28 protein-coding genes are annotated in these 23,557 nt (G+C 73.7%); 16 read left to right on the top strand and 12 right to left on the bottom strand.

Annotated elements, in window-relative coordinates; translation table 11 throughout:
* Positions 1-3: 3 nt before the first annotated feature.
* Positions 4-462, bottom strand: a complete 459-nt coding sequence (locus HD601_RS17185; protein ID WP_184823825.1) for an SRPBCC family protein — start codon at positions 460-462, stop codon at positions 4-6.
* Positions 463-587: 125 nt separating this feature from the next.
* On the opposite strand from HD601_RS17185, the gene HD601_RS17180 reads away from it, so the two are divergent.
* Entirely contained in the window at positions 588-1,616 is a 1,029-nt protein-coding gene (locus HD601_RS17180) for a DNA topoisomerase IB (RefSeq protein ID WP_184823824.1), read from the top strand.
* A gap of 87 nt (positions 1,617-1,703) precedes the next feature.
* Here the strand turns inward: HD601_RS17180 and HD601_RS17175 are convergent, their stop codons facing one another.
* Together HD601_RS17175 and HD601_RS17170 are read right to left on the bottom strand one after the other, a co-directional pair.
* Complete coding sequence (locus tag HD601_RS17175; protein WP_184823823.1) at positions 1,704-3,494, bottom strand: thiamine pyrophosphate-requiring protein; 1,791 nt, start codon at positions 3,492-3,494, stop codon at positions 1,704-1,706.
* A gap of 18 nt (positions 3,495-3,512) precedes the next feature.
* Positions 3,513-3,887, bottom strand: a complete 375-nt coding sequence (locus HD601_RS17170; RefSeq protein WP_184823822.1) for a DUF6766 family protein — start codon at positions 3,885-3,887, stop codon at positions 3,513-3,515.
* 116 nt (positions 3,888-4,003) lie between these two features.
* On the opposite strand from HD601_RS17170, the gene HD601_RS17165 reads away from it, so the two are divergent.
* A complete protein-coding gene (locus tag HD601_RS17165) occupies positions 4,004-4,228 on the top strand; it encodes a DUF7218 family protein (RefSeq protein ID WP_184823821.1) in 225 nt (74 codons plus the stop codon).
* Positions 4,229-4,250: 22 nt separating this feature from the next.
* On the opposite strand, the gene HD601_RS17160 is transcribed toward HD601_RS17165, so the two are convergent.
* Positions 4,251-4,952, bottom strand: coding sequence for a GAF and ANTAR domain-containing protein (locus HD601_RS17160; RefSeq protein ID WP_184823820.1), 702 nt, complete (start codon positions 4,950-4,952; stop codon positions 4,251-4,253).
* 29 nt (positions 4,953-4,981) lie between these two features.
* On the opposite strand from HD601_RS17160, the gene HD601_RS17155 reads away from it, so the two are divergent.
* Positions 4,982-5,359: a VOC family protein gene (locus HD601_RS17155; protein WP_184823818.1), complete on the top strand. Its 378-nt coding sequence runs from the start codon at positions 4,982-4,984 to the stop codon at positions 5,357-5,359.
* 37 nt (positions 5,360-5,396) lie between these two features.
* On the opposite strand, the gene HD601_RS17150 is transcribed toward HD601_RS17155, so the two are convergent.
* A complete protein-coding gene (locus tag HD601_RS17150) occupies positions 5,397-6,209 on the bottom strand; it encodes a SigB/SigF/SigG family RNA polymerase sigma factor (protein ID WP_184823815.1) in 813 nt (270 codons plus the stop codon).
* 131 nt (positions 6,210-6,340) lie between these two features.
* Between HD601_RS17150 and HD601_RS17145 the strand changes: the two genes are divergently transcribed.
* The 4 genes from HD601_RS17145 to HD601_RS17130 all read left to right on the top strand — a co-directional run bounded on the left by HD601_RS17145 (position 6,341) and on the right by HD601_RS17130 (position 10,862).
* Complete coding sequence (locus HD601_RS17145) at positions 6,341-8,821, top strand: molybdopterin oxidoreductase family protein (RefSeq protein WP_184823814.1); 2,481 nt, start codon at positions 6,341-6,343, stop codon at positions 8,819-8,821.
* Entirely contained in the window at positions 8,818-9,312 is a 495-nt protein-coding gene (locus HD601_RS17140) for a hypothetical protein (protein ID WP_184823812.1), read from the top strand. Before HD601_RS17145 ends, HD601_RS17140 begins: the two co-directional genes overlap by 4 nt.
* Entirely contained in the window at positions 9,309-9,929 is a 621-nt protein-coding gene (locus HD601_RS17135) for an endonuclease (RefSeq protein WP_184823810.1), read from the top strand. The genes HD601_RS17140 and HD601_RS17135 overlap by 4 nt, the downstream gene beginning before the upstream one ends.
* Before the next feature lie 135 nt (positions 9,930-10,064).
* A complete protein-coding gene (locus HD601_RS17130) occupies positions 10,065-10,862 on the top strand; it encodes a sigma-70 family RNA polymerase sigma factor (protein ID WP_184823807.1) in 798 nt (265 codons plus the stop codon).
* 38 nt (positions 10,863-10,900) lie between these two features.
* Here the strand turns inward: HD601_RS17130 and HD601_RS17125 are convergent, their stop codons facing one another.
* A complete protein-coding gene (locus HD601_RS17125; RefSeq protein WP_184823806.1) occupies positions 10,901-11,338 on the bottom strand; it encodes a DUF6098 family protein in 438 nt (145 codons plus the stop codon).
* 102 nt (positions 11,339-11,440) lie between these two features.
* Between HD601_RS17125 and HD601_RS17120 the strand changes: the two genes are divergently transcribed.
* On the top strand, positions 11,441-11,683 hold the full coding sequence (locus HD601_RS17120) for a cold-shock protein (protein ID WP_184823804.1): 243 nt from the start codon (positions 11,441-11,443) through the stop codon (positions 11,681-11,683).
* A 36-nt stretch (positions 11,684-11,719) separates the two neighbouring features.
* Positions 11,720-12,403, top strand: a complete 684-nt coding sequence (locus HD601_RS17115) for a hypothetical protein (protein ID WP_184823802.1) — start codon at positions 11,720-11,722, stop codon at positions 12,401-12,403.
* A gap of 79 nt (positions 12,404-12,482) precedes the next feature.
* On the opposite strand, the gene HD601_RS17110 is transcribed toward HD601_RS17115, so the two are convergent.
* Both HD601_RS17110 and HD601_RS17105 read right to left on the bottom strand, forming a co-directional pair.
* Entirely contained in the window at positions 12,483-13,058 is a 576-nt protein-coding gene (locus tag HD601_RS17110) for a DoxX family membrane protein (protein ID WP_184823800.1), read from the bottom strand.
* A gap of 136 nt (positions 13,059-13,194) precedes the next feature.
* Positions 13,195-13,629: a pyridoxamine 5'-phosphate oxidase family protein gene (locus HD601_RS17105; RefSeq protein WP_221441067.1), complete on the bottom strand. Its 435-nt coding sequence runs from the start codon at positions 13,627-13,629 to the stop codon at positions 13,195-13,197.
* A gap of 135 nt (positions 13,630-13,764) precedes the next feature.
* On the opposite strand from HD601_RS17105, the gene HD601_RS17100 reads away from it, so the two are divergent.
* Positions 13,765-14,427 (top strand): response regulator, encoded by a 663-nt coding sequence (locus HD601_RS17100; protein ID WP_184823798.1) that lies wholly within the window; start codon positions 13,765-13,767, stop codon positions 14,425-14,427.
* Here the strand turns inward: HD601_RS17100 and HD601_RS17095 are convergent.
* Complete coding sequence (locus tag HD601_RS17095; protein WP_184823796.1) at positions 14,415-16,232, bottom strand: sensor histidine kinase; 1,818 nt, start codon at positions 16,230-16,232, stop codon at positions 14,415-14,417. The genes HD601_RS17100 and HD601_RS17095 overlap by 13 nt on opposite strands.
* Before the next feature lie 23 nt (positions 16,233-16,255).
* Between HD601_RS17095 and HD601_RS17090 the strand changes: the two genes are divergently transcribed.
* From HD601_RS17090 to HD601_RS17075, 4 genes are all read left to right on the top strand, one after another.
* Positions 16,256-17,350: an alcohol dehydrogenase catalytic domain-containing protein gene (locus HD601_RS17090; RefSeq protein WP_184823794.1), complete on the top strand. Its 1,095-nt coding sequence runs from the start codon at positions 16,256-16,258 to the stop codon at positions 17,348-17,350.
* Between the two features lie 59 nt (positions 17,351-17,409).
* Positions 17,410-17,907 (top strand): flavodoxin family protein, encoded by a 498-nt coding sequence (locus HD601_RS17085; protein ID WP_184823792.1) that lies wholly within the window; start codon positions 17,410-17,412, stop codon positions 17,905-17,907.
* 98 nt (positions 17,908-18,005) lie between these two features.
* On the top strand, positions 18,006-18,656 hold the full coding sequence (locus HD601_RS17080) for a PIG-L deacetylase family protein (RefSeq protein ID WP_184823790.1): 651 nt from the start codon (positions 18,006-18,008) through the stop codon (positions 18,654-18,656).
* A 25-nt stretch (positions 18,657-18,681) separates the two neighbouring features.
* Positions 18,682-19,566 carry a universal stress protein gene (locus tag HD601_RS17075; RefSeq protein ID WP_184823788.1) on the top strand — a complete coding sequence of 295 codons (885 nt, stop codon included), beginning with the start codon at positions 18,682-18,684 and terminating at the stop codon, positions 19,564-19,566.
* A 16-nt stretch (positions 19,567-19,582) separates the two neighbouring features.
* Here the strand turns inward: HD601_RS17075 and HD601_RS17070 are convergent, their stop codons facing one another.
* On the bottom strand, positions 19,583-20,347 hold the full coding sequence (locus HD601_RS17070) for a class I SAM-dependent methyltransferase (RefSeq protein WP_184823785.1): 765 nt from the start codon (positions 20,345-20,347) through the stop codon (positions 19,583-19,585).
* A gap of 78 nt (positions 20,348-20,425) precedes the next feature.
* Here HD601_RS17070 and HD601_RS17065 point away from each other — a divergent pair, with 78 nt between their 5' ends.
* The gene (locus HD601_RS17065) at positions 20,426-20,791 is read left to right on the top strand and encodes a hypothetical protein (RefSeq protein ID WP_184823783.1); all 366 of its coding nucleotides are present in this window, start codon (positions 20,426-20,428) and stop codon (positions 20,789-20,791) included.
* A gap of 67 nt (positions 20,792-20,858) precedes the next feature.
* Positions 20,859-21,881, top strand: coding sequence for a zinc-dependent alcohol dehydrogenase family protein (locus HD601_RS17060; RefSeq protein WP_184823781.1), 1,023 nt, complete (start codon positions 20,859-20,861; stop codon positions 21,879-21,881).
* Positions 21,882-22,003: 122 nt separating this feature from the next.
* Here HD601_RS17060 and HD601_RS17055 read toward each other — a convergent pair whose 3' ends face one another.
* On the bottom strand, positions 22,004-23,026 hold the full coding sequence (locus tag HD601_RS17055; protein WP_184829991.1) for an FAD-dependent oxidoreductase: 1,023 nt from the start codon (positions 23,024-23,026) through the stop codon (positions 22,004-22,006).
* On the bottom strand, positions 23,026-23,556 hold the full coding sequence (locus tag HD601_RS35820) for an isoprenylcysteine carboxylmethyltransferase family protein (protein WP_221441065.1): 531 nt from the start codon (positions 23,554-23,556) through the stop codon (positions 23,026-23,028). Before HD601_RS35820 ends, HD601_RS17055 begins: the two co-directional genes overlap by 1 nt.
* Position 23,557: the final 1 nt, after the last annotated feature.

Raw genomic sequence — 23,557 nt, 5'->3', positions numbered from 1 at the left:
CGGTCAGCCCTCGCGCGGGACGTCGTCGCGCCAGGCGCCGGAGGCGAGGCCGCGGGACTCGATGAACTCCTTGAAGTTCGCCATGTCGCGCTCGGCGGCCATGCCGACGATGCCGGTCTTCTCCCCCACCTTCTCGACCATGCCCTCGGGCTCCATGTCCAGCTGCAGCGTCACCCGGGTGTTCTCGGCGTCGAGCTTGTGGAACGTGACGACGCCCGCCTGGTCCACGCCGCCGGTGGAACGCCAGGCGACCCGCTCGTCGGGATGCTGCTCGGTGATCTCGGCGTCGAACTCGCGCTGCACGCCGGCGATCTTCACCGTCCAGTGCAGGTGCCGGTCGTCGAGCTGACGGACGGACTCGACGTCGTCCATGAACTTCGGGAACTCCTCGAACTGCGTCCACTGGTTGTAGGCGGTCGTGATCGGGACGTGGACGTCGACGGACTTCGTGGCCGTGGTCATCGGTGCTCCTCTCGGATCGCTTTTCTCGGACCCGCGGCCCATACCCGGGCGCCGTCGCCCCATGCGGCCCGTGTGCCACGGCCGCCGGCTGGGTACGGGGAACGGCACGCGCGAGGGGGTGGGATGTGCGGCTACGGCGATGGGACCCGTCGGGTCCGGCGATCCGGCGGCGGCGACGGGGGCGCGGCTTCGGCTACGACGACGTCGACGGCGAGCCGCTGCGCGACGAGGAGACGCTGGCCCGCATCGACGCGCTGGTGATCCCGCCGGCCTGGCAGGACGTGCTGATCTGCCCGTGGCCGCACGGTCACCTGCAGGCCGTCGGCACCGACGACGCCGGGCGGAGGCAGTACCTGTACCACGAGGCCTGGCGGGTGCAGCGCGACCGCGAGAAGTTCGCACGGGTCCGCGAGTTCGGCCGGGCGCTCCCGAAGGCCCGCGACCGCATCGCCGACGACCTCGCGACCCGCGGGCTGAACCGGCAGCGGGTCCTGGCCGCGGCGGCCCGGCTGCTCGACATCGGCTTCTTCCGCATCGGCGGCGAGGTGTACGCGCAGGAGAACGGCTCGCACGGGCTGACGACGGTGCTGCGCTCGCACGTCAGCGTCCGGCGCGGCGGCGAGGTGGTGTTCGAGTACCCGGCGAAGTCCGGGCAGGAGCGCATCCAGGCGGTCGCTGACGCGGACGTCGTCGCCGTCGTGCGCGCGTTGATGCGGCGCCGCTCCGCGTCGCAGACGTTGCTGGCCTACTACGAGGGCCGGGCCTGGCACGAGGTCCACTCCGCCGACGTCAACGACTACCTGCACGACATCTGCGGCGACGACACCAGCGCCAAGGACTTCCGCACCTGGCACGGGACGGTGCTCGCCGCGGTCGCCCTGGCGACGGCCGCCGACGACCCGGGGTCGCTGTCGCGGACGGCGCGGCGGCGGGCCGAGGCGCGCGCGATCAAGGAGGTCGCCGAGTACCTCGGCAACACCCCCGCCGTCTGCCGCTCCGCCTACGTCGACCCGGCCGTCCTCGAGGCCTTCGAGCAGGGCGTCACGATCCGCCGCGCCCTCGAGCGGCTCGGCACCGACGACGTCCTGGTCGCCGACGAGGACCGCGACCGGGTCGAGCGCGCCGTGCTGAAGCTGCTCGACGACATCGGCTGACGCCTCAGCAAGGCTGGCCACCAGACCGTGGGTGAGCATCTACTGGCGCCATAGCACCACCAAACGCTCACCCATCCGCAGCCGGGGTCAGCGGCGGCCGGGGACGAACTCCTGGGCCTTCGCCTTCACACCCTGCACGAGGATCCGCCAGGCGTTCGGGTCGCCCTTGAGCAGTGCCTCGGTGGTCTCCTTGACCTGCTCGAACGTCGCGTGCGGCGGGATCGGCGGCACCTCGGGATCGCAACGGACGTCGAGGAGGACCGGGCCGTCCGCCGTCAGTGCATGGTCCCAGGCGTCGCCCAGCTCGTCCGGCGACGACACGTTCACGCCGTCGACACCGAAGCCCCGCGCCGCCGCGGCGTAGTCGATGTCGGGCAGGGTCTGCGACTCCTCGAACTTGGGCGCGCCGCCCAGGGCCCGCAGCTCCCACGTCACCTGGTTGAGGTCGTTGTTGTGGAACACGCAGACGACGAGCCGGCGGTCGGTCCAGCGGTCCTGGTAGCGGGTGACCGTCATCAGCTCGGCCAGGCCGTTCATCTGCATGGCGCCGTCCCCCACCAGCGCCACGACGGGCCGGTCGGGGCAGGCGAACTTCGCCCCGATCGCGTACGGCACCCCCGCGCCCATCGTCGCCAGCGTCCCCGAGAGCGACCCCCGCATACCCCCGCGCATCCGCAGCAGCCGCGCGTACCAGTTGGTCGACGACCCGGAGTCGGCCGTGACGATCGCGTCGTCGGGGATCCGCAGCGACAGCTCGTGCACGATGCGCATCGGGTTCACGGGGCTCGCGTCGACCATCGCCTGCCGCTCCACCGTCGACCACCAGTCCGCCACCGACTCCTCGACGCGGCCGCGCCAGGACCGGTCCGTCACCGGCCGGAGCAGCGGGATCAGCGCCCGCAGCGTCGCGCCGGCGTCGCCGACGAGGTTGACCTCCGTCGGGTAGCGCATGCCCGCCATCCGGCCGTCGAGGTCGATCTGCACCGCGCGGGCCTGGCCGAAGTCGGGCAGGAACTGCGTGTACGGGAAGCTCGAGCCGACGATCAGCAGCGTGTCGCAGTCGCGCATCAGCTCGTAGCTGGCCCGGGTGCCGAGCAGCCCGATCGACCCCGTCACGTACGGCAGGTCGTCGGAGAGCACGTCCTTGCCGAGCAGCGCCTTGGCGACGCCGGCGCCGGTCGTCTCGGCCACCTGCATGACCTCGTCGGCGGCGCCGCGGGCGCCCTGCCCGATCAAGATCGCGACTCGCGACCCCGCATTGACGACGGCGGCAGCTCGCGCCAGCTGGTCCTCGGCCGGGACGACGACGGACGACGGCGCATCGGGCGGCCCGGAGGGCACCTGCCGGAACACGTGCTCCGGCGCGCTGTAGTCGAGCTCCTGCACGTCCGCCGGGATGATCAGAGCCGTCGGCGCGCGCCGGGCCAGCGCCGTCCGGAACGCGCGGTCCACGGCGTTGGGCAGCTGCTCCGGGACGTTCACCTCGGCCAGGTACTCGCTCGCGACGTCCTTGAACAGCGCCTGCAGGTCGACCTCCTGCTGGTAGTGCCCGCCCATGGCCGCCCGCGCCGTCTGCCCGACGATCGCGACCACCGGCACGTGGTCCAGCTTGGCGTCGTAGAGCCCGTTGAGCAGGTGGATCGCCCCCGGCCCGGAGGTCGCGACGCAGACCCCCGGCCGGCCGCTGAACTTCGCGTAGCCGACGGCCTCGAAGGCGGCCATCTCCTCGTGCCGTGACTGGATGAACCTCGGCTCGTCGTCCGCCTCCTCGAACGCGGCGACGATGCCGTTGATGCCGTCGCCCGGATACCCGAAGACCTGCTCGACGCCCCACTCGCGCAACCGCGCCAGCAGCCGGGCCGCCACCGTCTCAGCCATGTGTGTCCTCCGTCCTCGTCAGGTCCGCGGCTCGGGGTCGATCGCCCGCGGGTCGCCCTCCTCGGGGCCCGCCGGACCGGCGCCGACCGTCTCGTGGATGCGGTCGATCTTGCGCTCGAGCCGTTCCAGGTCCTCGGCGTCGGCCTGGAACAACAGGTGCTTCGCGGCCAGCAGCAGCACCGCCTGGAACACCAGCTGCAGCCACTCGCTCTGCCAGTTCTCGAACGTCGACGCGAAGAACGACGCCAGGTACTCCGACCAGCTGAACGGCGCTCCGAGCGTCTGCTGGTCGCTGCGGAACTCCGAGAGCTGGGTGAAGAACTGCCCCATCCACGACCCCAGGAACAGCAGGATCAGCACGTACACCGCGCCCCACCGACGCAGATTGCGCATGGCGACCTCCTTGCTCGGCCCGCCCGTACCCGGCGCCGCCCCGCCGCATGCGCAGAAGGCCGACGGGTACGGGCGGCGCAGAAGGCGCAGGAACCGGACCGAGGGAGGCGGACGCCATGCCCGGCAAGTCGGCGAACGTGAAGAACGAGAAGCAGTACGAGGCCCTGAAGGACAAGGGCATGTCGAAGGAGCGGGCGGCGCGTATCGCCAACTCCCCCGGCGCCTCGAAGCGCGGCGGGAAGAAGAGCGGCTCCGGCGGCGACAGCTCGCAGGGCGGCACCAGCGCGCAGAAGAAGAAGGCCGGCAGCAAGGGTGGCAAGGCCACCGCGCGCAAGAGCTGACAGCCGGCCGAGACCGCGCGGCCTACGGCTCCGGCGACGAGCGCGCCGTCGTGACGACCTGCTCCGCCGCGTCGCGCAGCTTGATCCGGTTGCGCCGGGACACGCCGTTGAGCACGGCGAACGCGCGTTCGGCGTCGAGCCCGTAGCGCTCCATGAGCACGCCCTGCGCCAGCCCGACGGCGTGGTGCGCGTCCATGGCGCGGCGCAGGCCGGCCTCGTCGCGCGCGGTCGCGACGGCGACGGAGGCGTGCCGGGCGAAGATCTCGGCGACGGCGGCGTCGTCCTCGTCGAACGCGCCCGGCTCCGTGCTGTAGAGGCTGAGCGCGCCGAAGGGCGCCTCGCCGGCGACCAGCGGGACCGCCACCGCGCTGCGCAACCCGCGCTCCGTCGCCGCGGCGCCCCAGTGCGGCCATCGGGTGTCGGCGCCGGTGTCGCCGACGACGACGGCCGAGCGGTGCTGCATGGCCCGCAGCGCCGGACCGTCCTCGAGGCTCGCCTGCAGCAGCGCGAGCTCGCGGACCCGCGGCTGCGTGACCACGGCCGACTCGAGCCGGCCGCTGCCGCTCAGCAGGACCAGCCCGGCGTCGGTGCAGGCGACCGCCTGCCGCGCGTAGTCGACGACCAGCTCGAGCGTCTGTTCCGGATCGGGCGCGTCGTGCAGCGCCGCCGCGATCGTCGCGAAGTCCCCGGAGCCCAGCTCACCGCTCACCGCACCCTCACTCATCTTCGACAGTATGGATTCCAGGAGGAACGATGACGAGTACGTTCTCGCAGTGGACGCTCGACGTACGCGACGTGGATCTCATGGCCCGGTTCTGGGCCGAGGCGCTCGGCTACGGCATCCATCCCGACGACGACGGCGACGGCGCGCACCTGCGGCCGCCGTCCGGGACGTCCGGGGACGCGCTCACCGTCTGGCTGCAGCCCAGCGGCGGGCCGAAGAGCGAGAAGAACCGCAACCATCCCGACCTCGTCGCGACGGCGGGGACGGCGGCCGCCGAGGTGGACCGACTGCTCGCGCTCGGCGCCACCCGCGCCGACGTCGGGCAGACGGGACGCGAGGGGTTCACCGTCCTCGCCGACCCGGAGGGCAACGAGTTCTGCGTCCTGCACCACCGGTCATCGCGCTGACGACCGCCGACACGCGGCGGCGCGGAACGGGCAGGCGCTACCCTCCGGACGCCGGCTCGAGCGCGCCGATCTTCGACCGCAGCCGGCGCAGGATGCGGTTCAGCAGGCGCGACACCTGCATCTGTGTGACGCCGAGGTCGCGGCCGATCTCCTCCTGGGTCCAGCCGCGGAAGAACCTCAGGTAGAGGATGCGCCGGTCGCGCTCCGCCAGTTCGCGGCAGGCCGGTCCGAGCGCGACGGCGGCCTCCGACTGCTCGTACGCGGTGTCGTCGGCACCGAGGGACTCGGCCAGCGAGGTCTCGTCGGTGTCGCCGCGGTAGTCGATCGAGGCGGCGGTGAAGCAGTCGTGCGACGCCCGCGCCTCGCGGACGTCGGCGACGTCGACGTGCAGGTGCTCGGCCAGGTCCGCGTTCGTCGGGGTGGCGCCGTTCGCCTGCGCGATCTCAGCGGTCGCCGTCGTCAGCGCCGCCTGCAGTTCCTGCACGCGCCGCGGGGGCCGCACCGCCCAGCCGTGGTCGCGGAAGTGCCGCTTGATCTCGCCCGCGATGGTGGGGACGGCGAACGAGACGAAATCCTTCCCCACCTCCGGGTCGAACCGCGTCGCCGCGTTCACGAGGCCGAGGTTGGCCACCTGCAGGATGTCGTCGTTCTCGAGACTGCGCCGGTAGTAGCGCTTGGCGATCGCCTCGGCGAGACCGAGGTGGAGCAGCACCACTTCGTCGAGGAGCTGGCGGCGTTCGACGCCGTCGGCCTCGGCCACGCGGCGGAACAGTTCGTGGGTGAGACGCCCGCGTTCGGCGTCCTGACGTCGGTGGTGATGGTCGTCGAGCCTGGCACGGACGTGCGTCACGGCCGACACCTCGTCTCCGCATGGAGGGTGTGGCGAATGCTTGACCACGTCCCTCCACCGAAGCACGTTATCGACTCGTTATCAACCGGTTCCCCTGCATGTCCCGGATCCGAGCCGGGTAGGGACGCGGCATGGGGCGCATCGATCGGATCGCTGAGCCATGGGGGACGCGGACACCGTACGGGCCGGGCGAGACCTGGCCCACGCGCGTCGACAGCTACCTGGCGGACGGACTGGACGAGCACGACGTCGATCGGTGGGTGCAGTCGGCGACGGTCCTGCACTCCAACGGCGACGCCCTGGACATCGCGGTGAAGGACGGCCGCATCGCCGGCGTCCGCGGCCGCGCCGGCGACCGCGTCAACCACGGCCGGCTCGGGCCGAAGGACCTCTACGGCTGGCAGGCCAACCACTCACCGGACCGGTTGACCGAGCCGCTGGTCCGCCGCGGCGGTGAGCTGGTCCCGGCGGACTGGGACACCGCCATGGACGCCGTCGCCGGGCGGACGCGCGAGCTGCTGGACGAGCGAGGCCCGGGCTCCGTCGGCTTCTACACGACCGGCCAGCTGTTCCTCGAGGAGTACTACACGCTGGCGGTGATCGCGCACGGCGGCATCGGTACCAACCACCTGGACGGCAACACCCGGCTGTGCACGGCGACCGCCGGCGAGTCGCTGAAGGAGTCGTTCGGCAGCGACGGCCAGCCCGGCTCGTACACCGACGTCGACCACGCCGACGTCATCGCGCTCTACGGCCACAACGTCGCCGAGACGCAGACCGTCCTGTGGACGCGCATGCTCGACCGGCTGGCCGGACCGAACCCGCCGCGGCTGCTCTGCGTCGACCCCCGGCAGACCCCGGTGGCCGACGCCGCGACGGTGCACCTGGCGCCGCGGCCCGGCACCAACCTCATGCTGATGAACGCGCTGCTGCACGAGATCGTGGCGCACGACTGGGTCGACCACGACTGGGTGTCGCGGCACACCACCGGCTTCGACGACCTCCGTGCCCAGGTGGCGGACTGCCCGCCGGAGCGCGCGGCGGAGGTCTGCGACGTGCCGGCCGGCGACATCCGCGCGGCCGCTCAGCTCCTGGGCAGCGCGGAACGGCTGCTGTCCACCGTCCTGCAGGGCTTCTACCAGTCGCACCAGGCCACCGCTGCCGCCGTCCAGGTCAACAACGTGCACCTGGTCCGCGGCATGCTCGGCCGGCCGGGCTGCGGCGTGCTGCAGATGAACGGCCAGCCGACCGCGCAGAACACCCGCGAGTGCGGCGCCGACGGCGACCTGCCCGGCTTCCGCAACTGGGCGAACCCGGCGCACGTCGAGGACCTGGCCCGGCTCTGGAACGTTGACCCGCTGCGAATCCCGCACTACGGCCCGCCGACGAACCTCATGCAGATCCTGCGCTATGCCGAACAGGGCTCGATCCGGTTCCTGTACGTGACGGGGACCAACCCGGCGGTCTCGCTGCCGGAACTGGCCCGCGTGCGCCGGGTCCTCGCCCAGGAGCGGCTGTTCCTCGTCGTGCAGGACATCTTCCTCACCGAGACCGCCCAGCTCGCCGACGTCGTCCTGCCGGCAGCGACGTGGGGCGAGAAGACCGGCACGTTCACCAACGTCGACCGCACGGTGCACCTGTCCGAGAAGGCCGTCGACCCGCCCGGCGGGGCCCGGCCGGACCTCGACATCCTGCTCGACTACGCGCGCCGGCTCGAGCTGGCGGACCAGGACGGCGCGCCGCTGGTGACCTGGACCGACGCCGAGGGCGCGTTCGAGGCGTGGAAGGCCTGCAGCGCCGGCCGGCCGTGCGACTACTCCGGGCTGAGCTACGACCAGCTCCGCGGTCGCAGCGGGATCCAGTGGCCCGTGAACGACGCGCATCCGGGCGGGACCGAGCGGCTGTACGCCGACGGCGTCTTCCCGACCGACCCCGGCTACTGCGAGACCTACGGCCGCGACCTCGTCACCGGCGCTCCGGTCGAGCCCACCGCGTACCGGGCGGCGAACCCGTCGGGCCGGGCCCTCATCAAGCCGGCCGAGTACGTCCCCCCGCACGAGCCGCCCGACGACGCGCACCCGTTCGTGCTCACCACCGGCCGGACGCTGTACCACTTCCACACCCGCACGAAGACCGGCCGCGCCCCGCAGCTGCAGCGCGCGGCGCCCGACGTCTGGGTCGAGGTGTCCGACGACGACGCCCGGGCGCACGGCTGGGACGAGGGCGACCTGCTGCGCATCACGACCGAACGCGGCAGCGTGGAGGCGCGGCTGCGCATCAGCGGCATCCGGCCGGGCGTGGTCTTCCTGCCGTTCCACTACGGCTACTGGGATACCCCGGGCGGCTACCGTCCCGGCGGCGCGAACAGCGCGGACGGCGCGCACGGCCGGGCGGCCAACGAGCTGACGCCGACCGACTGGGACCCGGCGTCCAAGCAGCCGCTGTTCAAGACCGCCGCGGCCGCCGTCGAGCGCATCGCGGCCGGCGACGGCTCCCCCGCCCCGGCGCCGACGACGACGGCGTCCCGCCCGGTCCGCGACGTCGGCACGCACACCCGTGGCGACGAGCGCAGCCTCGCCCTGGAGACCCTGCCGGACGGAGGTGCGCGATGATGGTCCGCCTGACCGCCGCCCTGCGGGATCTGTACCGGGACGAGACGGAGCTCGCGGCCGCGCTGCTGCGGGTCGCCGACCGGCACGGCGCGGATCCCGAGCTGCACCACGGCTGCCACGACCTCGCCCGCTGGTCCGAGCAGCACGCCACGGACCTCGTCGAGGCGGGCCGACGCTACGGCCTCGGCGTCTCCGAGCCGGCCGGCTACGGTGCCGGCTATGGTGCCGCCGTCGACGGTGCCGCAGCGGACGCCGTCGACCCCGGGCTGCTGCTCCTCGCCGACCTGCGCGACCTGCACCGCCGCAGCGCCGGGGTGGTGCTGGACTGGGACGTCGTCGCCCAGGCCGCGCAGGCGCTGCGCGACCGCGAGCTGCTCGCCCTCGCCCAGGCGTCCCGGACGCAGGCCGAACGGCAGCTCGCCTGGTCGAAGGCGCTGGTCAAGGCGAGTGCGGCGCAGATCATGACCTCGCCGCCGCAGGACGCGTCGTGACCGGCCGCGACGAGCGGGTCGCCGAGCTGCTGCGGCAGCACGGCCGGACGTTCGCCCAGCAGGCCGGCATCCGGCTCGCCGACACGCCGTCGCCGCTGTACCGGCTGCTGGTCCTCGCGGTCCTGCTGTCCGCCCGCATCGACGCCGGCATCGCCGCCGCCGCGGCTCGCGAGCTGTCCCGCGCCGGGTTCCGCACACCCCGGCGCATGGCCGACGCGACCTGGCAGCAGCGCGTCGACGCGCTCGGCCGCGGCCACTACCGCCGCTACGACGAGCGCACCGCGACGATGCTCGGCGACGGCGCGCAGCTGCTGCTCGAGCGGTACCGGGGCGACCTGCGTCGCCTGCACGACGACGCCGGGTCGGTCGCCGAGCTGGAGAAGCGGCTGCAGGACGTGCCGGGCATCGGCCCCACGGGTGCGGCGATCTTCTGCCGCGAGGTCCAGGGCGTCTGGACCGACGTCGCCCCCTACGTCGACGACCGCGCGGCGCAGGGCGCCCGGCTGCTGAAGCTGCCGTCGTCGCCGAAGGGGCTGGCGGGGCTCGTGCCGGCGGCGGACCTCCCCCGCCTCACGGCCGTCTGCGTCCGCGCCACCCTCGACGACGACGTCCGCTGACGCCGCACGGCGAGGCGGCCTTGACAACCGGCGGGAAATGAGAGGGGATGAGAACACCGCAGCCGGGTACGTCCCGGTCACCGTCGTTCGTGGTTCAGAAGAGTGCCACACCCCGACCCTCTCGGAGGTGTGAGCATGACCAGCCTCGCCCCGCACGCCCAGGACCACGCTGACCACGACGACCGGACCGCCGGTCTCCTTCGCGCCGCAGCGCGCGCCGACGACCCGGAGCGACGCCGGCTCCTCGATCAGGTGGTGCTCGGCAACCTCGGGATCGCCGAGTCCATCGCCCGGCGCTACGGCGGCCGCGGCGTCGACGCCGACGAGCTGCGACAGGTCGCCTACCTGGGCCTGGTCGCCGCCGCCCGGCGGTTCGACCCCGATCGCGGCCACGACTTCGTCTCCTTCGCCGTGCCGACCATCCTCGGCGAGGTCAAGCGCTACTTCCGCGACCACGCCTGGGCGGTCCGGCCGCCGCGGCGGATCCAGGAGCTGCGCGCGGCCATGACCTCGGCGTCGGACGACCTGCACCAGCGGCTCGGTTCGGCGCCCTCGGCGGCGGATCTCGCCGACCACCTCGGCGCCCCCGTCGAGGACGTCCGCGAGGCGGAGCGCTCCGGCGACCACTACTCCGCGCTCTCGATCGACCAGCCGGCGGCCGACGCCGACGGGGCGACCGGCACGACGCTCGGCGACACGCTGGGCGGCTGGGACGCGGGCTACGACCGCTCGGAGGCGACGGTGCTGCTGACGGCGGCGTGCCGCTCGCTCCCCCGCCGCGACGCGCACATCGTCTACCTGCGCTTCTTCCTCGGGATGACGCAGCAGGAGATCGGCGCCGAGATCGGGGTGACGCAGATGCAGGTGTCGCGGCTGCTGCACCGGATCCTGACCCAACTGCGGGCGAGCATCGGCGAGCTCGGCGCCGCCTGACGGGGTGGGCGGGCGCCGTCGCCGTCAGTCGGTCGCCGTCAGTCGGTCGATCCCTGGCCGACGTCGAAACGGTCCTCGTAGCGCCGCCGCGCCTCGGCCAAGGCGCGGCGGCCGACCCGGGCGACGGGGTCGATGTCGGTGACCAGCGGCTCGTGGTCCGGCCCCTGCCCGACGACGCGGCCGGTGAGCAGCCAGGCGAACCGGTCGTCCTCGTCGAGCTCGTCGTACTTGCACAGCCGCCGGGCGACCCAGTCGGCCGGCGGCCGCGGCCACCACGGCTCGGGCTCCAGCGTCGTGACCGACCAGCCCGGGAGCTCCACCCCGGCCTCGTAGTCACGACTCGGCCCGTCCTTCTCGTCCCGCGCCGGCCCCCTCGAGTACCGCACGAGCAGCCCGGGATGCTCGCCGACCGCCCTCAGGACCTCGTCGAGCGAGTCGAGGACCGGCAGGTCGTCGTCGGTGGATTCGGCTGGCACGTGTGGACCTCCGCTTCCGGCACCGGTGCCCGTACCCAATCTTCACGGCTCCTTAGCGGGATGCGATGTATAGCGACGACCCATGCGTGGAAAGCTGTGCGCATGGCGATCGGAACGGTGAAGTTCTTCCGCGCGGACAAGGGTTGGGGGGCCATCAGTTCGCCGGACATTCCCGACGGCACGGACACGTGGGTGCACTTCAGCGTCATCGCGATGGACGGCTTCCGCGAGCTCGCCGCCGGCGACCGCGTCGAGTTCTCGTACGAGCAGGCGCAGCAGGACAGTTTCCGCTACCGCGCCACCGTCGTCCGCAAGCTGCCCGACACCCGCCGCCGGACCGCCTGACCCGCTCGCCACCCGACCGGGTGCGACGATGACGCCATGAGGTGGGACGCGGAGTGGCGTGAGGGTATCGACCACGCCCTCAACGAGGCCGACGTGCTGGGGTTGCGGCCGGCCGTCGACCACGCGGCCGTCGACGTGCTGCTGCACGTGCTCGCGATGCCCGAAGACGGCCCCCTCGGTCCCGACCGGCGCCGGATCCTGCGCCTGCACGACCCCGGCACCGTCGACGTCGTCCTGCGCCTCCATCGGCTCGAGGGCCTGGACCGGGAGCCCGCGATCCCGCTGGCAGGGCTGGACGCCGTCGAGGCGTTCTTCGCGTCGCTTTCGTGGGGCGGGTCGATCTACGGCTGGCGCTTCCTCGACGACCCGGAACTCACCACTGGCTGGCCGCCGTCCCCGAGTCTGCGCGTCGACCTGCGCGCCACGCCCGCCGCGCACACGTTCTACTGGTTCAACGAGTGCGGCGACGGCGACGGCGACGACACCCGGGGCTACTGCATCGAGGGCACGGTGTCCTTCAACGACCTCAGCGTCCACCGCGCCGACGGCAGCGAGCAGGACCTCGGCGAGTTCGTCGCCGATTCCCGGCGCTACTGGACCGCGCTCCAAACCGGTGATCCCAGGCTCGCATTCGACGCGCAACGGGCAGCACAGGCCGGTACACCCAGCTGGCGCCCCTGGGCCGGCGGCTGGACGGCCACGACCGTCAGCGGCACCTGACCGGGCCGGGTGCGGACAGACGTCGACGCCGGGCCCGGGGTGGCGGGCCCGGCGCCAGCCGGTGATGGGGGCTCGGGGCTCAGATGAGCCAGCGGTTCTTCTGCACGAACGGGATCCGCTCCCAGACGCGGCCCAGCCCGAGGTACCGGCCCGAGAACGTCAGCGCCAGGACCACGATCATGAGCGCCTCGGTGATGTGCTCGTCGAGGAACGGGTTGGTCTCCAGCGGCAGCGAGGCCATGTACATCATGGCGAGCATCAGCACGCCGGCGACGGCGGCGACGCGCATCCCGATGCCGAGGATCAGCGCCAGCCCGATGCCGAGCAGGCCGATCATGAACAGCCAGTCCACCCAGGTGTTCCCGGCCAGGTTGGTGAAGAAGTCTTTGAACGGGCCCTCGACGCCGGACAGGTACCCGGTGGTGGGGCTGCCGCCGTCGATCCAGGCGTTCTCGCTCGGGGTCGCGTAGCCGAGGCCGAACGTCTTGTCGAGGAACGCCCACAGGAAGGTCCAGCCGAGCGCGAACCGCAGGGCGGCCAGCACGTACTGAAGAGCCACGGGGCGAACGTCGGGGGTTCCGGTGCCGGCAGTGGGCTCGGCGAGGTCCGGCCCGATGGTCCTGATCGGCACGTCATGGCTGCTGGACGTGGTCATCGTCCTTGCCTTTCCGGAAGTGTCGCCGGCGGGTCCGGCGGCTGGTTCCAGTTCACCGCTCCGGGCCGGTCCGGCGCTGCTGTCGAAGGTCGTCGGCGTCCGGGACATAGGTCCTGGCGGCGGATGACCTCGGTCGTCAGAGCGCCGGCGGCCGGGTGCGGATGCGCCGGCCGCGCACGATCTCGGGCCGGACGCGGATGTAGTACGGCCGCTCCCCCAGCGCCCACGGCGTCAGGCCGAGCCCGTCGAGGTGGCGGCGCTCGGCCTCGTCGGTGACGACGTCGGAGCGGCCCACGATCACCACCGACCAGCCGGTCATGCTGGCGTCGGCATAGTCGTCGGCCTCGAAGGCGACGACGGCGGACCGCGTCGCGGCGGCCAGCTTGGAGCCGGAGCTCGTGCGGATGACGACGTCGTCGCCGTCCAGGGCGAAGTTGACCGGCTGGATGGCCGGCAGCGCCGCCTCGGTGAAGACGATCCGGCCGATCGGCACGGTCCGCAGCAGCCTGTAGCAGGCGGGCCGGTCCAGCTTCTCCAGCCCGTCGAAGTCACTCAGGGTCAGTGCGTCCACAGCACCACGGTCCGCGCGCCGGGGCACCCCTGCCAGGGACCAAGGTCCCGTCGGCGGACGTAGAGGACTCGGGTCCGCCCGGGACGGGACTTTGGTCCCCGCCCGCGCAGCCGAACGGCCACTACAGTCGGCGGCGTGGACACCGATCGCACCATCAGGGTCTTCCTGCTCGACGACCACGAGGTGGTCCGCCGCGGTGTCGCGGCCCTGCTCGAGACCGAATCAGACATCGAGGTCGTCGGCGAGGCCGGCACCGCCGAGCAGGCCATGGCCCGCATCCCCGCCCTCCGGCCCGACGTCGCGATCCTCGACGTCCGGCTGCCCGACGGCGACGGCGTCACCGTCTGCCGCGAGATGCGCTCGCAACTGCCGGACCTGCAGTGCCTCATGCTCACGTCCTACGCCGACGACGACGCGCTCTTCGACGCCGTCATGGCCGGCGCCGCCGGGTACGTCCTGAAGCAGGTCCACGGCACCGACCTCATCGGCGCGGTCCGGGCCCTGGCCGCCGGGCAGTCGCTGCTCGATCCCGCCAGCACCGCGCGCATGCTGGCCCGGCTGCGCGACCGCGCCAGCAAGCCGGACCGGCTGGCCGGCCTCTCCGACCAGGAGCGGCGGATCTTCGACCTCATCGGCGAGGGGCTGACGAACCGGCAGATCGGCGAGCGGATGTACCTGGCCGAGAAGACGGTGAAGAACTACGTCTCGACCATGCTCGGGAAGCTGCACATGAACCGTCGCACGCAGGCCGCCATCCTCGCCGTCCAGCTCAAGGCCGAGAGCCGTCACGACTCCTGATCGAGCGGCACCGCCCAGCGCACCGTCGTCCCGCCGTCCTGGCCCGGACCGGCCGTGAACGTCCCGCCGAGCCGCTCGGCCCGCTGCGCGAGGTTGGCCAGGCCGCTCTCGTGCCGCTCGGCCGGCAGCCCCACGCCGTCGTCGGCCACCTGGAGCAGGAGCACGCCCCCGGCGGCGGACACCAGCACGTCGACGCGCGTCGCGCGGGCATGCCGCACCGCGTTGGACAGCGCCTCCTGCAGCACCGGCACGAGCTGCTCGGCGAGGTCGTCGGGGACGGCGTTGTCCAGCTCGCCGACCAGCTGCAGGCCCGGGGCGAACCCCAGCTGCTCGCGCGCGGACTCGACCAGCGTGACCAGCCGGCCCCGCAGCGTCGTCGCGCGATCCTCCTTCGACGTCTGCAGCGCGAAGATCGTCGAGCGGATCTGCCGGATCGTGGCGTCCAGGTCCTCGACGACGTGCTCGATGCGCGCCGCGACGTCGGGCCGGTCGATCAGCCGAGCGGTCGCCGTCAGGCTCATCGCGCCGGCGAACAGCCGCTGCACGATGACGTCGTGCAGGTCGCGGGCGATCCGCTCGCGGTCGTCGACCAGCCCGTGCTCCTCGGCCGCCTTGCGCGCGTCGGCCAGCTCGAGCCCGACGGCGGCCTGGCTCGCGAACGCGTGCAGCATGCGCACCGCCGGCTCGGCGAACGGGGTCGCGCCCCGCCTCTTGGCCAGCAGCAGCACCGCCCGCACCGACGGCGGCGCACCCAGCGGCACCAGCAGCGCCGGCCCGTCCGGCAGCCGGTCGAGCACCGGCATGGGCGCGGCGTCGCGCCGCAGCTCGGGCACGGCGCGCGGCTCGCCGGAGGCCAGCACCGTCGCCGACAGCGTCCCTTCGGCCGAGAACGCCATGTCGCGCACGCCGCCGTCACCGTCGCCGTCGCTGCCGTCCACGCCGTCGACGGCGAGCACCCGCAGCATCCGACCGCCCTCCTCGGGCACCACGATGATCGAGGTGTCGGCACCGGCCATGCCACGCCCGTGCCGGGCGATCAGCCGCAGCGCCTCTTCCGAGGCCGTGCCGGACAGCAGCGCCTGCGTGACCTCGGCCGACGCGTCGAGCCAGGTCTCGCGCCGGCGGGTGGCGTCGTAGAGGCGGGCGTTCCCGATGGCGATGCCGGCCGCCGTGGCCAGCGCCTTGACGATGATCTCGTCCTGCTCGTCGAACTCGCGGCCGTCGCGCTTCTCGGTCAGGTAGAGGTTGCCGAAGACCTCGTCGCGGATCCGGATCGGCACGCCGAGGAAGCTGTGCATCGCGGGATGGCCGTCGGGGAAGCCGTAGGACGCCGCGTGCTCGCTGATCTCGGCCAGTCGTAGCGTCTCGGGCTCAGCGATGAGCAGGCCGAGCAGCCCGCGCCCGTGCGGCCACTCGTGGATCCGGGCGATCTCCTGCTCGCTGACGCCCACCGGGAGGAACTGCGCCAGCCGTCCGTCGTCGCCGATGACGCCGAGCGCGCCGTAGCGGCAGTCGGCCAGCTCCGTCGCCGCCTCGACGATGCGCCGCAGCGCGGTCTCGAGGTCCAGCTCGCGGCCGATGGACACCACCGCCTCGAGCAGCGCGTGCACGCCGTCGCGGGCGGCCACGACCGCCTGCAGCCGCGACTGCACCTCGGCGAGCAGCTCGTCGAGCGGCAGCTTCGGAAGAAGATGATCGGACTCCTCCACGAGGTGATCGTGCCACGCGGGACCGAGGTCGTGGGTGCCCGGGCCGTTGGGCTCTGCGCCGACCCGCCGCGCGGTGGTGTCGTCGAAGTAGAGCATCCATCACCACGTCAGGAGGAATCGTGAGAGCGCTGGTCTACCACGGCCCGGGACACCGATCCTGGGAGGACGTGCCCGACCCGGTCGTCGAGAGCCCGGACGACGCCGTCGTCCGGGTCGACTGCGTCACCATCTGCGGCACCGACCTGCACATCCTGAAGGGCGACGTCGCCACCGTCGAGCCCGGGCGGGTTCTCGGTCACGAGGCCGTCGGCGCCGTAGAGGAGATCGGAGCCGGTGTGCGCACCGTCGCCGTCGGCGACCGCGTCCTCGTCTCGTGCATCTCCGCCTGCGGTCGGTGCCGGTACTGCCGGGAGGGCCGCTACGGCCAGTGCCTCGGCGGAGGCGGCTGGATCCTCGGCCACCGCATCGACGGCACGCAGGCCGAGCGGGTCCGCGTCCCGTTCGCCGACACGTCCGTGTACCGGCTGGCCGACGGCGTCAGCAGCGAGGACGCGGTCATGCTGGCCGACATCCTGCCCACGTCCTACGAGGTCGGCGTCCTCGCCGGCGCGGTCCGGCCGGGCGACACCGTCGTCATCGTCGGCGCCGGCCCGATCGGTCTCGCGGCCGTCGTCACGGCCCGGCTGTTCAGCCCGTCTCACATCGTCGTCGTCGATCCGGCTCCCGGACGGCGGGCGGCCGCCGCCGCCTTCGGCGCGGACGTCCAGCTCGACCCCACGGCCGACGACGTGCTCGGCCGGGTGCGGGACCTGACGGACGGGCTCGGCGCCGACGTCGCCGTCGAGGCCGTCGGGCTCCCGTCGACGTTCGAGAGCTGCGTCGAGCAGGTCCGGCCCGGCGGCCACGTGGCCAACGTCGGCGTCCACGGCGGGCCGGCGACCCTGCACCTCGAGACGGCGTGGATCCGCGACCTCACCATCACCACGGGCCTGGTCGACACGGCCACGACGCCGTCGCTGCTGCGCATGCTCGCCGCGGGCCGGCTCGCGCTGCCCGGCCTCGTCACCCACCGCTTCGGGATCGACGAGATGCAGGACGCCTACGACGTCTTCTCCCGTCCGTCCGAGACCGGGGTCCTGAAGGTCGCGCTCTTCGCCGCCGACGCCGATGTCCAAGGTCCCGCTGGTGCGGGCCTTACGCGGGTACCCGGCTGAGCCGGCGCGCGCGACGCTGGAAGAAACAGCACAGCTCAGCGTGGAGGGAAGCGATCCAGATGCGCGCCCGCGTCGTCTACGAGTCCATGTTCGGCAACACCCAGGAGATCGCCGAGGCGATCACCGAGGGACTGTCGGCACACCTGACCGTCGAGATCGTCGAGGTCGGCTCGGCCGGCGACTCGCTCGACGGGGTCGACCTCCTCGTGGTCGGCGGCCCGACCCACGCGTTCAGCATGAGCCGCCCCTCCACCCGCAAGAGCGCCGCCGACGACGCGCCCGGCGGGATCGTGTCCAAGGGCCCGGGCATCCGCGAGTGGATCGCCGGCCTGCACCCCGACGGCACGCCGGTGGCGACGTTCGACACCAGGGCCGAGCACCCGCACCTGCCCGGCTCCGCCGCCCACGCCGCGCTGCGCCGGCTGCGCCACCGTGGCGCCCGCCCGGTCGCCGGCGCGAAGAGCTTCTCCGTGACGGGGATCAGCGGCCCGCTGGCCGACGGCGAGGCGGACCGGGCCCGCGAGTGGGGCGACCAGCTCGGCCTCGCCCTGACCTGAGGAGATCCGCCACGGGGTCGAAGGACTCGGGACGAAGGTCCCGAACCAGGTTCCTTCGTCCTCTAGGGCGGCGGCCCGTCCGGGACGAGGCTGGAGACATGAGGAACCCCACGAGATCCGTGCCGGCGGCGCGGCGCCTCCTCGCCGTCTGCGCGCACCCCTATGACGCCACCTTCGCCCTCGGCGGGGTGATCGGCGCCTTCGCGGACGCCGGGACGTCCGTGCACGTGCTGTGCCTGACCCACGGCCGCCGCCCCGACCCGAGCCCGCGCCGCCGCCTCGAGCGCGCCCGCGACCTCGGCCGCGCCGTCCGCCACCTGGGCGCCGAGGACGTCACCTTGATGGACCACGCGCCCGGGACGCTCGGCACCGCGAGCCTCGACGAGCTGGCCCGCGAGATCGAGTCCGCGGTCACCGCGGCCGACGCGCTGCTGGTCGTCGACGCCACCGGCGGCGGCGCCCACCCGGACCACGTGCGGACGATGCGCGCCGCCTACCGGGCCGCCGCCACCGTCGGCTCGGTGCTCTACGCGTGGACGCCGCGCCCGGCTCCCCGGCCGGCCGGCCGGGTCCTCGTCGTCGACGTCGACCGGGACCGGCAGCGCGACGCCATCGCCTGCCACACCGGGCTGGCCGCCGACGATCCCGTGCGCGATCACTGGCCGGCGCACCAGGACCCGGCCGAGCGGCTGGTCGTCCTCAGCGCCGAACGCACCCTCGCCCCGGCGCCCGCGGAACCCGCCATCTGACGGAGATCCCCGATCGGAGGTCACCATGTCCACCGCCATCGTCGTCGGCGTCGACGGGTCGCCGGACAGCGGCCACGCCCTCGACTGGGCCGCCGCGGAGGCGCAGCTGCGCGGCGTCGAGCTGCGCATCGTGTACGGGCTGTGGCTGCCCATGGCCGCCGTCCCGTTCGGCGGCGCCGCGGTGCTCCCGCCGTCCGACGACTTCCATGCCTACGCCGAGCTGGTCCTCGACAACGCCACCCAGCGGGTCAAGAGCCGGCACCCCGTCGTCGAGACGGCGATCTTCCTGCTGCAGCGGCCGCCGGCCGAGGCGCTGCTCGAGGCGGGCCGCGACGCCGCGCTGACGGTGGTCGGCACCCGCGGGCTGAGCGGCCTCGGCGCCCTCGTGCTCGGCTCGGTGAGCGGACGGGTGGCGGCCCGGTCGACGCGCCCGGTGGTCGTCGTCCCGCCGCACCAGCGCACCGGCGACGGCACCCTCGTCGTCGGCGTCGACGGATCCGCGCACAGCGACGCCGCCCTCCGGTTCGCCCTGACGGAGGCCGCCGAGCGGTCGGCGCCTGTCCTCGCCCTGACCGTCTTCCAGACCCAGGTGGTCCAGCTGCCGATCCTCGACCCCGACGCGCTCGCCCGGGTCACCGCGCTGGACCGCCAGCGGGCCGAGGGCCTGGCGGCCGAGGCGGTGGCCCGAGCCCGCGCCGCGACCGGCTCGCGCGCCGAGGTCCGGGTCCGCGCCGAGGCCGGCAACCCGGCCGAGATCATCGCCGGCCTCGGGCGCGACGCGACGCTGATCGTCGTCGGCACCCGCGGGCGCGGCGAGGTGCGCCGCATGCTGCTCGGCTCGACCAGCCGCGGCGTCCTGCACCACGCGGCCGGCCCGGTCGCCGTCGTGCACGCCCCCGAGGCGGCCTGACGGCGGACGCCTTCGCTCAGGGCCGGACGGCGGTGACGATCCAGGCGCGGGCGTCGTACAGGACGCCGTCCGGGGTCGCGTGCGCGGCGAGGTGAGCGCGCAGCCGCTCGCGCGCGGCGGCGAGCCCGGCGCCGTCGAACCCGGCAAGGGCGCCCTGGGGCTCCCGCAGCTGCAGCACGGCCTCGAACGCCGCGTCGACGCCGTCGCCGTACCAGACCGGCCGCTCGACCGCGGCGAACCCGACGTCGCCGTAGCCCGCCGACTCGAGCAGCGCGCGGGTCGCGCCGGGATCGGCGAGCGAGAACGCGCCGTCGTCACCCCGATCGGGCTCCGCCCCACCCAGGATCGCCGCGATCAGCGGGCCGGCCCAGGCGTTGGCCGCGCGCCCCTGCCAGACGATCATCGCCAGCCGTCCGCCTGGCCGGGTCGCCCGCGCGAGGTTCGCGAACGCGGCGGCCGGGTCGGCGAAGAACATCGTCCCGAACCGGCTCATGACCAGGTCGAACCCGCCCTCAGGGAACGGCTGCGCCTGCGCGTCGGCGGTCTCGAACGCGACGTTGCGCAGGCCCTCGCGGGCGGCGAGCCCGCGCGCCTCGTCGATCCGGGCCGGCGCGACGTCGACGCCCAGGACCCGGCCCGCCGTCGCGATGCGGGCCGCGTCGCGGGTGGTCCGCCCGCTCCCGCAGCCGACGTCGAGCACCCGGTCGGCCGGCCCGATCGCGAGCGTCTCGCGGAACGGCGGGTCGAGATACCGGAGCTCGGCGTCGTAGTCGAAGGGCATCGCCTGACTCTAGGGGCTTGCAATCGGTACCCGGGTACAGGCTTACGGTCGAATGACGACGAGAGACGGGACGACACCATGAGCCTCACCCCGCGACCCGCGATCGGCCTCGAGCCCACGTGGGTGCCCGAGGACGCCTGCACCCTGCCCACCGCGGAGCGCCCGCTCCGGCTCGACGAGTTCGCCGGCCTGTTCGCGCGGTCCCTGCGCGGCCTCGACCGCCCAGCGCCGACCCGGCTGCTGCTGGACCTCGACGCCGCGGCCGAGGAGCAGGCCCGCGACCTCACCGCCCGCGAGAACAGCTGCTGCTCCTTCTTCACCTTCGCCTTCGAGCACGCCGCCGACGGCATCGTGCGGCTCCGGGTGGACGTGCCGGCCGGGCGCAGCACCGTGCTCGACGGCCTGGCCCGGCAGGCCGCCTCGGCCGCGTCCCGGGCGGGGTGACCAGCCCCGCCCCGGCCGCGACGGATGCGATGATCGTGGCAACGATCGTTCGCAGAGGAGACCACCCATGCGCGGAGCCGTCCTGCACGCACCCGGCGACATCCGGGTCGAGGAGCGTGCGGACCCGGTCATCGTCGAACCCACCGACGCGGTCATCCGTGTCACCGCGGCCTGCATCTGCGGCTCCGACCTCTGGCCCTACCGCGGCATCGAGAAGCCGCGGCTGCCGCGGCACATGGGCCACGAGTACGTCGGCGTCGTCGAGGAGATCGGCTCCGACGTGCGCGCCGTGCGGGTCGGAGACTTCGTGGTCGGGTCGTTCTTCGCCTCCGACAACACGTGCGAGATCTGCCGCGCCGGCTACCAGAGCCGCTGCGTGCACGCCGTCTCCATGGGCTCCATCGGCACCCAGGCCGAACGGGCCCGGATCCCCATGGCCGACGGCACCCTCGTCGCCACCCCGGGCGTACCGGACCCGCGATTGGTCCCGTCACTGCTCGCGGCGTCCGACGTGCTCGGCACCGGCTGGTTCGCCGCCGTCGCCGCCGAGGCCGGACCCGGCAAGACCGTCGCCGTCGTCGGCGACGGTGCGGTGGGCCTGCTCGGCGTGCTCGCCGCACGCCACCTCGGCGCGGAACGCGTCATCGCCATGAGCCGCCACGGCGACCGCCAGGCCCTGGCCCGCGACTTCGGCGCCACCGACATCGTCACCGAACGCGGCGACGACGGCGTGGCGGCGGTGAAGGAGCTCACCGGCGGCCTCGGCGCCCACTCGGTCATCGAGGCCGTCGGCACCCAGGAGTCGATGATGCAGGCCATCCGCTCCACCCGCGCCGGCGGCCACGTCGGCTACGTCGGCGTCGCCCACGACGTCGCACTCCCCGGCGACGAGCTGTTCTTCTCCGGTGTGCACCTGCACGGCGGGCCCGCTCCCGTCCGCCGGTTCCTGCCCGAGCTGATCGAGCTGATCATCGCCGGTGCGATCGACCCGGGCCGGGTCTTCGACCTCACCCTCCCCCTCGACGACGCCGCCGACGGCTACCGGGCCATGGACGAGCGCCGCGCCATCAAGGTCCTGCTCACCCCCTGACGTCCCTGTGCGACGAGCGAACGCTCGCCACCACCCAGTCCCGCGACCCGATGATGGTTGAGGGAAAGGTGTCGCTCTGGCGACAGTTTTCCCTCAACCATCCGCGACGGCACCGCAAACCGTCAGCGCGCCGGCCGGGCCAGGACGTCGACAGCCGCACCGAACAGGCGTGGAAGCGCGGCCGCGAGCGGGACGAGCGCCCGCCGTCCGCCGGACACCGAGGTCGCGCCGACCAGCACCCGGGTCATCAACTCGTAACGCCAGGTCAGCCGTCGCCAGGCCGCCTCGTAGCCGGCCGGCGCGTCCGCTGCGATGGCGGCCACGGCGACGCGGGCCTGGGCCATGCCCAGGGCGACGCCCTCGCCGGTCAGGGCGTCGACGTAGCCGGCTGCGTCGCCGGCCAGGAGGATGCGGCCCGCGACCCGGTGCCGCGAGCGCTGCCGGAGCGGCCCGGCGCCGAGCACCGGCGTCACCGCGTGGCCCGCAAGGCGCGAGACGAGCGCCGGGAACGCGGCCAGGTGCTGGTCGAAGGACGCGCGGGCGCGCGTGAGCAGGGCGATGCCGACCAGGTCGGCGCCGACCGGTGTCACGTACGCCTCCGCCGCCGGCGCCCAGTGCACCTCCACGTAGTCGGTCCAGGGCGCGAGCCGGGCGTGGCGTCGCAGGCCGAAGCGGCGTGCCGAGCCGACGGTGACGTCCAGGCCGAGCCGGCGGCGGATGGGCGAGTGCAGCCCGTCGGCGGCGACGAGGTAGCGGGCGCGGATGCCGTCCACGTCGACGCCGTCGGCATCCTGCGCCACCGCATCGATCGCCGCGGGGACGACGGGGACACCTGCGGCATCGACCGCGGAGCGCAGCGCCGCGTGCAACGTCGTCCGCCGGACGCCGCGGCCCGGGCCGGCCCGGAAGTCCGCGACCGCCGAGCGCCGGCCGGCCACGTAACGGATCCCGCGCAGCGACCGGCCGTCGGGGTGGATGCCGAGGCCGGCGAGGGCGGCGACGGCGCCCGGCATGAGCCCCTCGCCGCAGGCCTTGTCGATCGGCCCGGTCCGCGGCTCGTACACCACGACCGAGAGCCCGGCTCGCGCCGCGTGCAACGCCGCCGTCAGCCCCACCGGGCCGCCGCCGGCGACGACGACGTCGATCACGTCGCCCGCTCGGCCTCGAGCGCCGTCAGCGCCGCATTCTCGACCGAGAGCCGGACGGCGAGCAAACCGGCGTTGAGCAGGGTGAACACGACCGCCGTGATCCAGGCCGAGTGCACGAGCGGCAGCGCGAACCCCTCGACCACGACGGCGACGTAGTTGGGATGGCGCAGCCACCGGTACGGCCCGCCGGCCACCAGCGGCAGGCCGGGCACGACGATGACCCGGGTGTTCCACTGGTGCCCGAGCGTCGCGATGCACCACCAGCGCAGCGCCTGCGACGCCACGACGAGCGCCAGCATCGTCCACCCCAGGGCGGGCACGAACTCGGGCCGGCGGATCCACACCTCGGCGACCGCGCCCACCAGCAGTCCCGTGTGCAGGACGACCATGACGGGGAAATGGCCCTGCCCGTACTCGACGCCGCCCCGGGCGAAGCTCCAGGCCGCGTTGCGCTTCGACACCACCAGCTCGGCCAGCCGCTCGAGGCCGACCAGTCCCACCAGCACGGTGAACAACACGTCGGACACG

This window comes from Jiangella mangrovi (assembly GCF_014204975.1).
Classification (GTDB): Bacteria; Actinomycetota; Actinomycetes; order Jiangellales; family Jiangellaceae; genus Jiangella; species Jiangella mangrovi.
Note: the sequence above shows the minus strand (reverse complement) of the source record. Positions and strands in the feature narration are given on the sequence as shown.